The organism is Maribacter thermophilus (genome assembly GCF_001020565.1).
Taxonomy (GTDB): Bacteria; Bacteroidota; Bacteroidia; order Flavobacteriales; family Flavobacteriaceae; genus Maribacter; species Maribacter thermophilus.
Genome location: NZ_LDAS01000001.1, coordinates 2271647 through 2285332, shown reverse-complemented (window position 1 = coordinate 2285332; position 13686 = coordinate 2271647). Strand labels below are relative to the sequence as shown.

The 13686-nt window shown below is 40.9% G+C and carries 9 protein-coding genes; 4 read left to right on the top strand and 5 right to left on the bottom strand.

The window, feature by feature from the left end; translation table 11 throughout:
• The first annotated feature begins 22 nt into the window (after positions 1-22).
• From fabD to AB657_RS09890, 4 genes are all read left to right on the top strand, one after another.
• Positions 23-904, top strand: a complete 882-nt coding sequence (fabD, locus tag AB657_RS09905) for an ACP S-malonyltransferase (protein WP_047246343.1) — start codon at positions 23-25, stop codon at positions 902-904.
• A 162-nt stretch (positions 905-1066) separates the two neighbouring features.
• The gene (locus AB657_RS17665) at positions 1067-5095 is read left to right on the top strand and encodes a Calx-beta domain-containing protein (protein ID WP_052958672.1); all 4029 of its coding nucleotides are present in this window, start codon (positions 1067-1069) and stop codon (positions 5093-5095) included.
• 28 nt (positions 5096-5123) lie between these two features.
• Positions 5124-6092 (top strand): PorP/SprF family type IX secretion system membrane protein, encoded by a 969-nt coding sequence (locus tag AB657_RS09895; protein ID WP_316933216.1) that lies wholly within the window; start codon positions 5124-5126, stop codon positions 6090-6092.
• 11 nt (positions 6093-6103) lie between these two features.
• Positions 6104-8020 carry an OmpA family protein gene (locus tag AB657_RS09890; RefSeq protein ID WP_047246342.1) on the top strand — a complete coding sequence of 639 codons (1917 nt, stop codon included), beginning with the start codon at positions 6104-6106 and terminating at the stop codon, positions 8018-8020.
• A gap of 4 nt (positions 8021-8024) precedes the next feature.
• Here AB657_RS09890 and AB657_RS09885 read toward each other — a convergent pair whose 3' ends face one another.
• The 5 genes from AB657_RS09885 to AB657_RS09865 all read right to left on the bottom strand — a co-directional run bounded on the left by AB657_RS09885 (position 8025) and on the right by AB657_RS09865 (position 13680).
• A complete protein-coding gene (locus tag AB657_RS09885; protein ID WP_047246341.1) occupies positions 8025-8216 on the bottom strand; it encodes a hypothetical protein in 192 nt (63 codons plus the stop codon).
• Positions 8217-8311: 95 nt separating this feature from the next.
• Positions 8312-9565, bottom strand: coding sequence for an NRAMP family divalent metal transporter (locus AB657_RS09880; RefSeq protein WP_047246340.1), 1254 nt, complete (start codon positions 9563-9565; stop codon positions 8312-8314).
• A 38-nt stretch (positions 9566-9603) separates the two neighbouring features.
• Complete coding sequence (locus tag AB657_RS09875) at positions 9604-10239, bottom strand: SanA/YdcF family protein (protein WP_047246339.1); 636 nt, start codon at positions 10237-10239, stop codon at positions 9604-9606.
• A gap of 421 nt (positions 10240-10660) precedes the next feature.
• The gene (locus tag AB657_RS09870) at positions 10661-12289 is read right to left on the bottom strand and encodes a carboxylesterase/lipase family protein (RefSeq protein WP_047246338.1); all 1629 of its coding nucleotides are present in this window, start codon (positions 12287-12289) and stop codon (positions 10661-10663) included.
• 242 nt (positions 12290-12531) lie between these two features.
• The gene (locus tag AB657_RS09865) at positions 12532-13680 is read right to left on the bottom strand and encodes an alpha-hydroxy acid oxidase (RefSeq protein ID WP_047246337.1); all 1149 of its coding nucleotides are present in this window, start codon (positions 13678-13680) and stop codon (positions 12532-12534) included.
• Positions 13681-13686 lie beyond the last annotated feature (6 nt).

Genomic DNA, 13686 nt, shown 5'->3' with positions numbered 1-13686 from the left:
TGCACACTTAAATTTAAAACACATGAACGCATATATATTTCCCGGACAAGGGGCTCAGTTTGTAGGAATGGGATTGGATCTTTATGAAAAATACCCAGTTGCCAAAGAAATGTTTGAAAAAGCCAACGAAATTCTTGGCTTTAAGATTACCGATATTATGTTCAACGGAACCAAAGAGGGGTTGCAACAAACCAAGGTAACCCAGCCCGCCATATTTTTGCACTCTGTAATATTGGGCAAGGTAATGGGCGATAGCTTTAAACCCGATATGGTCGCAGGCCATTCTTTGGGTGAATTTTCCGCTTTGGTCGCCAACGGCACCTTGAATTTTGAAGATGGTCTAAAATTGGTTTCAAAAAGGGCCTTGGCCATGCAAAAAGCCTGTGAAATGCAATCGAGTACCATGGCCGCCGTATTGGGCTTGGACGATGCCGTGGTAGAAAAAATATGTGAAGAAACCGAAGGTGTCGTGGTAGCTGCCAATTACAATTGCCCTGGGCAATTGGTTATTTCGGGAGAGGTGGAAGCGATAAACACCGCTTGTGAGAAATTAAAGGAAGCAGGTGCCAGAAGAGCCTTAGTGCTGCCTGTGGGGGGTGCTTTCCATTCCCCGTTAATGGAACCTGCCCGTGAGGAGTTGGCTTCCGCTATTGAGAATACCGTATTTGCAGAACCTAGTTGTCCGGTATATCAAAATGTAACCACTACGCCGGTAAAGGATTCTTCCGAGATAAAGAAAAATTTGATGCTGCAATTGACGGCTCCCGTAAAATGGACCCAAAGTGTTAAGAACATGGTGGCCGACGGAGCTACCGTATTTACCGAAATAGGGCCTGGAAAGGTATTACAGGGCTTGGTCAGGAAAATAGATTCGAGTGTAGAAACACAACAGCCTGCGTTATAATGTAGGTATTTTCGGTACAACCGGTATTTTATCAAGAAAATATTCTTTTTAATCTGTTAATTAAGAGATTAGGAATATTTTTTTAGTATTATTGACCCCCATTTATCCATGGTGCCTTTAGTGTGCGTAGAACACCGCTAGAGTGCTTTTAAAGGGAATGCTATGAAGTTGAAAAATTATCCTGTATTGCTTAGTGGTTTGCAAAAAAGCAACGTAAAAAAATCGCTATCGGTTTTTGTGTTTTTGTTTTTTGCGGTTACGCTGTTTGGTGTGTATGGTCAGACCGTTTCCATTTCGGCATCCCAACCCAATGCCGATGAGAATGGCCCTGTTGATGGTGAATATACTATAGCGGTCACAGGAGCAGGTGGGATTACTGGTACAATTGATGTTTTCTTAGCTGTTAGCGGTGGAAGTGCGGATTCCGGTGATGATTTTACGCCGTTACCAACCATTGTTACCGTTGGTTTGTTTTTGGGTGATGGTACAGCAATCGTACCACTTGAGGTTATCGATGATAATTTTGTAGAAACTACGGAAAATGTAGTTTGGAATATCATTGATACGGGAGATTATGATGTTGCAATAGGGAGTGGGTCTGCCACGATTAACATAATAGACAATGATGTCGCTGGGGTAAATGTAAGTGCCATAAGCGGTAATACCACCGAAGCTGGTGGTACGGCCACGTTTAATGTATCCCTTACCAGCCAACCTACCGCGGCTGTAACGATAGCACTTTCTAGTAATGATACTGATGAAGGTACCGTTCCAGCGTCTGTGACCATACCTGTCGCCAGTTGGAATACAGGGGTGCCGGTTACCGTAACGGGAGTGGACGATGATGTTGTTGATGGAAATGTAAATTATACTATTAATACAGGAAATGTCACTTCTGCAGATCTTAATTATAATGCCTTGGGAGGTGGGGCGGTTGCCGATGTTTCGGTAACCAATATAGACGATGATGTCGCCGGGGTAATTGTTGGGCCCATAAGTGGCAATACCACCGAGGCAGGGGGCACGGCCACCTTTACGGTATCCCTTACCAGCCAACCTACCGCAGCTGTTACGATAGCACTTTCTAGTAATGATACTGATGAAGGTACCGTTCCAGCGTCTGTGACCATACCTGTCGCCAGTTGGAATACAGGGGTGCCGGTGACGGTAACGGGAGTGGATGATGCCATAGCCGATGGTGATCAAACATATAATATAATAACGGGAAATGTCACTTCTACAGATCCCAATTACAATGCTTTGAACGGTGGGGCGGTTGCCAATGTGGTGGGCATAATCAACGAAGACGATGAGTTTACGGCAACCATTACGGCTAGTGACGGTGCTGCGGCAGAGACCGCCGCAGGTAATAACAACGGAACATTTACAGTTAATCTAGATGAGGTAAATACCACGGGTGGCGGTGTGGTCGTAGATTATACTGTCACGGGTACGGCAGATATTGGAGTGGATTACACGAGCATTGGCACCAGTGTTACCATACCCAACAACCAACAAAGTGCTACCATTACCATTGCACCTATAGATGATGCGATCCAAGAAGGTGCGGAAACCGTAATAGTTACCTTGAATGCAGGTACGGGTTATGCCCTCGGAGGGGCTGCAACAAGGTCGGCGACCGTTACTATTGCAGATAATGATCAGGCAAGTTTAAGTATTGCGGATCAAGCGGTCAATGAAAATGTTGCTTCTGGGAATATGCAGTTCGATGTTGTACTGGATATTGCCGTTGACGGAGGTACTTCGGTTGCGTATTCTTTTTCCGATGATACCGCTACGGGTGGTGGGGTAGATTATATCGCTACAAACGGAACCCTTAACTTTAACGGCACCGCCAATGAGGTACAAACCATTACGGTAGGTATTGTAAATGACCAAATTTTAGAAGATACAGAAACCTTTACGGTACAGTTGGCGACACCTTCAAATAATGATATTAATCTGACCAATGGGGGCACGGCCAAGGGCACTATAAACGATGATGACAATTGTGTGGCGGCTCCTATTTTAAATACAGATGTAGAGACTGTTTTTTGTGGTGCGCCGGGTGATCCTATTTTTGCAAATAGTTCTGTAAGTAGTCTAAACGATTATACCGATTCTACGCCTCCCGCCGGAACAACATTGACCTGGAGTAGAGATTCCGACCCGTTAAATGAAGGTTCTTATTTAGAGCCTGCGGAGCTGTCAGATCCTGGAAATACAGGTTCTTATTTTGGATTTTTCTTGGATGATAATGGTACTCCGACCGATTATTCGGATGACTGTGCCAGTAGTGTAATAGAAGTGGAGTTGGTGTTGAATGTAACTCCCGATAATCCCGTAGCGGAAGATGTGGAACGCTGTGGTCCGGGAACGGTGCTATTATCGGCTACTAGTTCTAGCCCTACCGCTACGATCAATTGGTATGCTTCCGAAGATGCCGATACGCCACTAGGGTCAGGTAGTAATTTTACGACCCCTAGTTTAAATACGACCACTTCTTTTTATGTGGAAGCAGTGGAGAACGATTGTCCTTCCGATAGGGTCGAGGTGGTGGCCAGTATAGCTTTTCAGCCTTCGGCAGGTACGGCAACGGATGTTTCTTTGTGTAGTACGGCATTGGATTCCAATACGGCAATATTGGATCTAGACACTACTTTGTCCGGTCAAGATGAAGGGGTGTGGACCATTACGACAGATCCATCGAACGCTATTCAGATAAATGCTGAAAATGAGGTGGATTTTACAGGGCTCCAAGATGGTAGTTACGTGTTTACCTATACTACTATTGGTGCTGAAGCTCCATGTACGAATGAATCGGTAGATGTGACGGTTTTATTGAACACGAGTGAAACGGATGATGATAACGATGGTCTTACCGGTTGTGAGGAAGCCACCATAGGTACCGATCCAAATGAAGCCGATAGCGATGGTGATGGTATTAATGATGGTGATGAGGTTGGGGGTGATGTTACTAACCCGTTGGACGAGGATGGTGACGGAATCATAGATGCCTTGGATTCTAATATATTGGATTCTGATGAAGACGGGGTGAACGATCAACAAGACCCTGCCAATTTAAATCCGTGTATTCCCGATAATTCCAGTCCCGATTGCCCTGTGGACCTGGCTATTACAAAAGATGCTGATCTATTGGATGCCACACCTGGTGATACGGTAGTGTTTACGGTTACGGTCAGTAATTTAACAGATAAGGTGACCAATGAAGCTACGATCGGTGAGCTTCTGGAAACAGGTTTTGCATATGTATCACATACGGAGTCCTTGGGTACATATGATAATGAAACAGGTATATGGACGATTGAAGATCTGCCGGCCTTAGGGGAAGCGACCTTGGATATTACGGTAGAGGTGTTAGATGATGGGGTGTATACCAACACCGCTGAATTGTTGAACTCCACACCGTTGGATGAAAATCCGGATAATGACACGGCAACGGTAACCATAGAAACCGAAGTACCAGAGGGTATAGATATAGCCATAATCAAAGAAGCAAGTTCTGAGGCTCCGCTTGTGGGTGAAACGATAACGTTTACCATAACGGCCGTCAACAACTCCCAAGATGATTATGTAGTGTCGAACATAGTTATCACAGATTCTATTCCCAACGGTGTAAATTCGGGTTTTGTATACCAAAGCCATGAGGCCAGCGTAGGTACTTATGATCCCAATACCGGATTGTGGACCATAGAGTCTTTAGAGACAGGTGAAGCTAATGCCGCTACCTTAAAAATAACGGTGCTGGTGCCTGTAGAAGGGAAGTTTACAAATACCGCAAGCTTGGTGCGCTCTTCACCTAGAGATAACACCAATTTAGATGATAACGAAGATTCGGTGGAGGTAACCGTAAGTGCTCCAACACCGGCAGATCCCGGCTTTTTATACAATCAGTTTTCGCCGAATGGAGATGGTACGAACGATGTGCTTAGGATAAACATGACTAATTTTGATTCGGGTGAAACAGTATCTGTAAGTTATAATATTAAGATATTCGATAGGTATGGTAATAAGGTGTTTGAAGCTAAAAAAGTAAATGACCCTGATATATGGGACGGTACTTATGAAGGAAAAGAGGCGCCTAGGGGAACGTATTTCTACATTCTATGGTACAGTGTCAACGGAGGAGAGCCGATATTGGATAAAGGATGGATTCAGTTGATTAGATAAAGCAGGTATGAATTACAAAATATTCAAATTGAAAACATATATAGGCCTTTCTTTTATGATGTTGGCTACTGTTTTTTTTAACCTTGTTTACGGCCAAAAAGAACCGCAGTACACCCAATATATGTATAATATAGGAAGTTTTAACCCTGGTTATGTGGGGTCTGTGGAGACACCCGAAATTATAGGGTTGTATAGGGCACAGTGGGTAGATATTCCCGGAGCGCCAAGAACGATCCGTTTTGGAGCAAATTTGCCCTTTAAGAACGAAAAGATGGGCATGGGCTTGAATGTCGTCAACGACCAATTGGGGCCATCGACCCAGACCTATGTAGATGTATCGTATTCATACCAAATAAATGTTTCCGATGAAACCCTATTGTCTTTTGGGATGGATGCAGGCGGCTCTTTTTTAAATGTGGATTTCTCCAAAGGTACTTTTGAAAACCCCGGAGAACCACTTAATGAAGAGATGGTAAACAAGTTTTATCCGACCATAGGGGCAGGCTTGTTCTTGTATAGCGATCATTGGTATTTTGGAACATCGATTCCTAATTTTTTGACAGAAGGTATCTATAACGATGATGTGGCCTCTATAGTCGAGGATAAACTGCAGTTCAATTTTATAGGGGGGTATGTGTTCGACCTCTCCGATAACTTAAAATTTAAACCTGCATTTTTAATAAATACGTTAAAAGGAGCTCCGGTTAATATCAATGTCTCCACAAATTTTCTAATTTCAGATGTGTTTACGGCCGGTGTTTCTTACCGAGTGGATAATGCATTTAGCGGTTTGGCGGGCTTTCAAGTTTCGAACAGCACGTTCATAGGCTATTCATACGATTATAATACCAATATATTGGGAGAATACAATAATGGCTCCCATGAGATAATATTGAAATTTTTCTTAGGAAAAGGTAGTGGTAAAAGCTCCAAGGATTCGAAAAATAAAAATGCAAAAGGAAAACCAAAACAAATTGATACACCAAGATTTTTCTAAAGCGGACAGGTATGAAATTTAAAGTATTAGTCTTATTTCTTCTAATGGTACCATCATTGATGCTGTCGCAGGATAAAAAATCCAAAGGGGATGTCTATTTCTATGGGTATCAATACGAGAAGGCCATAGAAGAATATAGAAAAGAGATGGCAAAAGGTCCGTTGACCAACCGTCAGCTTTTAAACCTGGCCGATTCTTATTTTAAAGTAGGTAGCTATAGCGATGCTTCCGAGCTTTATATGGAAGTAAATAAGAACGATACCATTATGTCTGTTCACCAGTTCAACAAATTGTTGCAAAGTCTATCCAAGAGTATGAAAGGTGAAAGGATAGAGAGCTTTTTGCGCTCCAAGTCGTCTTTGCTGTCAAAAGAACTGTTGGAAAATGCCGAGTTTAACTATAAACTTTTAAAAGAGCATGGTGCTCCAGACAATACTGTGGTCAAAAATCTTTCGGTGAACACGCCGCAGGCCGATTTTTCTCCGGCTTTCTATAAGAACAAAATTCTTTTTAGTAGTAGTAGACCGTTAAAATCAAAAGAAGTATATGAGCCATCGGGGGAATCTTATTTGGATATTTTTGAAGCTACGGTAGATAAAAACGGGAACCTCTCCAATGCAACGGTTTTTAATAAGATCCCAGATTCTAAGTTTCATAAATCTACACCCTACTATTCGAGTAAGTTAAATAGGTTCTTTTACATTCTATCAAATACAGAGGAAGGGGATCTGGCCTTTGACGATAATGGTAAAAATGCATTGGCCGTAGGCATGTTGTATGACTCGGGGCAGTTTAGGTTTCTCTTAAAAGATTTGAGCACCTCTTTTTACTATCCCTTTTTTGATGAGAATACGGACAGGCTGTATTTTGCGGCGAATTTTGATGATAGTTTTGGTGGTACGGATTTATATTATGTTATGACCAATAATGGGCAAATTATGTCGGCACCTATAAATTTGGGGCCAAGGATCAATTCCCCTGGAAATGAAATAGCTCCCTATATATATAATAACAGTCTTTACTTTTCTTCCGATGTTTTTTATGGTCTTGGTGGCATGGATGTGTACAAGGCCAATATACTGGGCGACAATAGCTATAGTATACCTGTAAATATTGGAGAGGGAATTAATTCTAAAAATGATGATTTTGGTTTTATAATAAAGGAAAATGAAGGAAATGAGTTTGTTGGTTTTTTCGCCTCTAACAGAAGCGGTGGAAAGGGAGGCGATGATCTTTACGGTTTTAAAATGAACAAACTTCCGGGCCTAAAAACATTTATTTTAAAAGGGAGTGTCGTTAATTTATCTTCAAAGACAGGTATCTCTAAAGCACAGGTTTTATTGTTAAACAATACGGGAGAAGTTCTAAAGGAGGTTTACTCATCGGAAGATGGATCTTTTTCGGCAGAGATTCCTTGGGAAGAACAAATAACGGTAAAGGCGACCAAAGAGTCCTTTTCCATTTTTTCAAAGACCTATTCGGAAAAAGAGATGGAGGAGGTTCAAAAATCTGCTTATGATATAGGATTGGTTTTGTTAGATGACCTGGTAGAAGAGGTAGAAGGTAAGCGTGTGCTAAAATTGAGGAAATTCTATTTTGATAAAAACAAAAGCGAGGTAACCGCATCTGTGGCTACCGAATTGAAAAAAGTAATAGAGGCCGTTGCCAGCTTTCCGGACCTTAGGCTAAGGATAGAAACACATACCAACAGTAAAGGTAGCAATGCCTTTAATAAAAAACTATCGCAGCAAAGATCCGATGCCATTAAAAATTACCTTCTTAAGAACGGATTGTCTTCAGAAAATATATTGGAAGCCATAGGCTATGGGGAAGAAAAGATAATAAACAATTGTACCAATGGTGTTTATTGTCTAGACTTTTTACATAAGCAGAACGAGCGTACTTTAATAGAGGTCTTAAATAGGTAAAACCCTATCTCGCAAGAACGCATTTGTGGCAATCTTTTGTCTTGCCATAATAGGTTTCCCTATACTTATGTAAGGTTTTAATGGGGATGCCCAACAATGTCTTCTTGATATAGGTGACATTGGTGTAGAGAATTCCCATTTTTTTGGTATACCTTTTTTCTTTTTTGGTTTTTCTTTCAACAGTAATCAATTTCATAGAACCCTTTTTTTGTTTTTACAAAGGTTTATAACACAGAAACCAATCACAAATTGAAACTGTTAAGTATAATATAAAGTCTTTTTTTTACGTTTTTATTTAAAAATAACGATCCAGAAATAGTAGATAGAAAACAGGGACAAAAAAACAATACCTAAATAAGTAAGTATCCGTAGGTTGGTTTTGGGTCGGTAAGAGACGGGAACATCCTCGCTCATTACATTCTTTAAATTCATATATCCTATAATCGGAGCAACTACAAAAGAGACAAAGGTCGCAAGGGCCACTAAATTGCCCATATTGGCAGAAAATAAGGCGATTACCAAATAATTTATTAGTGCAAGTAACACAACTATGAGTGCAAAATTAAATTTTGTCTGTCTTGTGGTGTTGGACGGAAACAGTAGGTCAATAATGTCTAGGCTTACCCTGCCAATAGCGTCGTGGGCCGTCATACAGGTACTGAACATAGTGGCAAAGGCAGAAATGGCAATAAAAATGTAGGCCCATGAACCAATGTGTGTAGTGAACAGGGTCACCACCTGATCTGCAAAACTAACGGCATTGTTGCTAAGTTGGGTGTTGGTGCCATACAGGGTAAATAAACCAATAAGCATAAAAAAGATAGCCAACAACCCTGTTATAAAATAACCGATTCTAAATTCTTGCAATGATTCTTTTAAAGTCGGTTTCTTTTTCGTTTTCCATTTTTCTATACTCCATAGACTTACCCAGCTAGAAGCTTCTACGGTCGTGGGCATCCACCCCATAAGGCCAATTAAAAAAAGGATGCCGGCTTCGTTAAAGACAGAGGGCGCTTCAAAGTCGTCTACGGGGATTACCGGCCCTTGAAACAATACCAATGCCGTGGTAACCAATAAAGCAACAAATAGAATACTGACAACGAATTTCAAGCTAATTTCCAAGAATCTATATTTACCTACGATCAGCAGAATACTGATCAGGACAAAAAGCCAAAGTGAGACACTACCAATAGAAACCCCTGTTACTTTGAACAGGTTGATAAAGAGGCCTGCGGTAACCGTATATAAGGCCGCTAATATCGTAAATGTAGAAAATAGGGTAATGATGGCATAAAACCACAAGTAGCCTTTACCCCTGTTTAAATAACCTTCAATAAGTGTTTTGTTCGTGACACTGGTGTATCTGACACCAAATTCAAAAAAGGGGTATTTAAGTATATTGGCCAGTACAATGGGTATGATCATTAGCCAACCGTATTGGGCACCCGCCTTGGTAGAAAGTACCAGGTGTGACGTGCCTATAGCCATGCTGGCAAAAAGTAATCCGGGACCCAAGTTTCTGAACAATATTTTTAGTCTGGTCATGGTCGGTGGTCATAAAGACTTCATAGACACTAAAATAATCATTCAATTTTAATTTTGTCGCCTATAAATTTTGGTCTCGTTTTAAGTATCAAGTCGATAAAAACCTTGACCCTGGCGAAATATTCCCTGAACTGTACTTTTAGACCCGATTCCAATGATATGTCCTCCGCATTGAAGCCAATTGCTTTAAGGTCATTTTTATAGGCAAGGTATATGGCCCGTTCATTATGGAATTTTTGGGATATCACCGTTAGTTCGTTCAAACCAAATACCTCTTTGGCCCTTACCATAGAATCTAAGGTTCTAAATCCTGCGTAATCTAGAAAAATCTTTTCTGAAGGTATGCCTTGGTCTACAAGGTCGTTCTTAATAGTGGTAGGTTCATTGTAATAAATACTGCCGTTATCGCCACTTACCAGAACATAATCTATTTTACCTGCTTTGTACAAGGCAATGGTGGCCGTAATTCTATTGGCGTAATAAGGGTTTGGAGCTCCTCCTTTTAACTTTTTGGCGGTACCTAGAATCAATCCCACTTTATTCTTCGGAACTTCTTGCACAGAACTATATGTTTTTCCTTCACCAAAAGAATTTATGATATAGTTACAAATTATCAAAGCCAGTAAAGGAATGCTTAGTGCTACGATCGTAAATTTTAGTAGTTTACTTTTCATTTTAAATAGCTGGTCCTTTAGGTTTTTATCGAAATATAATTTGTGTCATATGGGTAAGGATATGACAGTAGGGTTACGGAAGAATCTAACCACATCACCAGCTAAAAAACACTTCTTCTGTCTCTTTTCAAAAATAGGCAATCTTTTTAATTGGTATCGTCTTTATCGTAAGAACCAGAATTCAATTTTAGGGTGAGATGTATAGTGTTGATACACTGATTGATAAGGGGGTGTTGAGGGAGTGGTATACAAGAAAATGTCTAGTGTAAGTAGTAATTGTGGGCCTGCGGTTTATTGAAAAAAAAGTAAGAAAGGTAAAATACCTTTCTTACTTTTTTGTTTTTCATTGCACTGTAATCTATTGCTGTTCCATTTGAAAACACAAGAACTATAACTATATATTTGTAGTAGTGATATGGTTTTATTTGTTGTATATTTTGTCCAATAGCTCGTATCGAGCATCGTTCTGTGCCTCTATCAGCTTGCTTTGGGTGTCTATGACCATTACGGAAGGAGTTTTATCCTTGGGGCTTACGGGTTCCCAGTTTGGTAAACCTTCCCCATTAGGATTTCCTGTTTTAATAAAATTGGCAAAATAGGTCATCATTTCTTTTGATACTTTATAATCGTCGGTAGTCCATGCATAATCTTTTACCAAATGAAGGTTACCCATACAATATTCAATTTCACAGGCATGAGGTGCCCCGATGGGTTCTGGCATTTTTGGTGCTTCGGAACCCTTTTCTATGGTGCCTCCGGCAAGACCCGAAGCTAAGGAGTTATCTACTAGGGGAGGCCTTAGTTTACTATATAGATAGCGATAAACAGGTTGGTCGCTATTTTTTCTATGTAGATCAAACCATTTCCAGGTACTATACGATATAAAGCGATCGGAAGCTAGATCGGTAGCGGATCTTTCAATTTCTTTTGTAGACCCATAAGGGTACAGCTTTAAAATTTTATCGTGGTATTGAGGAAATGCTTCTTTTACCTTTTCAACGTAGTTTTCTTTGGTATAGGGGCCTTGTGTAAAGGCCATGCCCGGAATTTCGGCCGAGTTCCAACCTAGTAACAGGGGAACCATTGCCTGTTCTTTGTTCTCGAAAATTTCTGGAAGATTTTTCGGTAAAAAATAACCATCTAAAACGGCGGGAAAACCGAACCTTTTTGACTCGTTATATATTTCGTATACCTCTCTGGTACTTAATTTTCGTAATGCTCCCAGGGATGAGTATCCTGCTTTTTTAGCAAATTCAAATCCTATGTTTTCTGCTTCTTTTAAGGGGACAGCAGTCATTGTGGGGTTAATGGCTGCTCCACTTTCACCTATTGCTCCCGCAATTAGATGTTTAGATAAGGGAGAGGCCATATGCTGGCTTACCCCTATGGATCCGGCAGACTCGCCCGCAATGGTAACTTTGTTTGGGTCGCCACCAAAGGCGGCTATATTTTTGTGTACCCATTTAAGAGCTGCATTTTGGTCTAGTAGCCCGTAGTTTCCAGAAGCTTTATACGGCGCTTCGGCACTTAATTCAGGATGTGCCAAAAAACCAAAAATATTAAGTCGATAATTGGCTGTTACCACAACAATACCTTCTTTGGCCATGCTTTCACCATCATAGCGAGGTTCCGATGCATCACCGGCAACATTTCCACCACCATAAAAATAGACCAGAACAGGTAGGTTTTTGGTGTTTCTTTTGGCCGGGGTCCAAACATTTAAATAAAGACAATCTTCGCTAACTCCGTTGGATCTAGACTTCATGTCCCCAAAGACCATGGTTTGTATGGGTCTTGGGCCAAATACCTTTGTTTCTTTGACACCATCCCAATTAGTAAGCGGTTGAGGTGCTTTCCAACGCAGTTCTCCTACGGGAGGTTTTGCAAATGGAATTCCAAAATATCGTTGAATACCTGTATGCGTATCATAATTACCTTCTATGGTGCCATTTTCGATGGTTACCTGTACGGGAAAAGAGTTTGTTTCTTGGGCATTGCCATGGCTGTAGAACAAAATCAATAGGACGAGTAGAATTTTAAATGTTTTCATTTTATTTTTTATTGTCTCATTTTGTGACAATAATACGATAAATTTTTTAAAATTGATAATATGATAAATTTAGTGGGTGAGTACTGATGAATTTATTGTCGATTATTGTTGATGTGTGAGAAAATCGTAAAGACGGGATAGGTGAATTGTTTGTTTTTTACTGCTCTTCTGATTAATGAGAGGGTAAATAGGTGTCTACTGATAATTGGATAAAGTTGATACATGTAGCTATGTACCGTTGATTATTGTTTGATCAGGTGTTTTGGTAAATCCTCGACACGTTCGCAACAAAGTTGGTCCATTACCTGTTTAAATTGGGTCTTTAGCATAGTAATAGTGTGGTCGCCTCCTTTGTTTCCCAATGCGCCTACGCCGTACATAAAGGATCTGCCCATAAAGGTAAATCTTGCTCCACAGGCCAAGGTTCTGGCTATGTCAGGACCCGAACGCAGGCCACTGTCCATCATAATTTCAATTTGGTCACCGTATTTATGGGCAATATTTTGAAGTGTGGCAATAGTGGATTGTGCGGCGTCTAACTGCCTGCCTCCGTGGTTGGATAGAATAATACCGTCGAACCCCATTTTTATGGCATCTTGCGTGTCTTTTTCAGAAGCAACCCCCTTCAGTACCAATTTGCCTTTCCATTTGTCCCTTATCGGTTTTATTTTTTCTTCGTTCAGCCTACCGGAGAAAGTTCTGTCCATAAAAGCACCCAGTTGCTTTAGGTTCAATCCTTCTGGGGTGTAGGGCTTTAGGTTTTCAAAAGTTGGTTGTCCAAATTTTAGAGTATTGTACGCCCATGTTGGCTTGCCGAGAATTTGTAGAATATTTGAAATTGTCATTTTTGGCGGCAGCGCCAATCCGTTTTTAAAATCCCTTGGTCTAAACCCGAATGTGGGAACATCGCAAAGTAGTACCAGTACCGGGCATCCGGCTGCATCGGCTCTTTCTATGATGTTGTCACGAATGCTATCTTCTACGGGATTGTATAATTGAAACCAAGCATTTCCTTCTGTAAGTTCACAGGCCTTTTCAATATTCATCGTGGTGACCGTACTCAGAATAAACGGGATATTGTGGTTATAAGCGGCTTTTGCGAGTATAGCAGGGGAATTGGGCCACATTAACCCTTGTAGTCCAACTGGTGCTATGCCGAACGGGGCATCGAATTCCATGCCCAAAATTTTTGTCTTACTAGAACTGGAACCGTAATTCTGAAGATACCTTGGCTCTAGTTGCACCTCTCTAATTTCTTCCGTATTTCTTGTAAGGCTTACATCCTCGTTGCAACCACCGTCTAAATACTCGAAGGCAAATCGCGGTATTCTTGTTTTTGCTTTTTTTCTTAGATCGTCTACTGAGGGGTAATTGGTATCAAAGCCTTGCATTGGAGG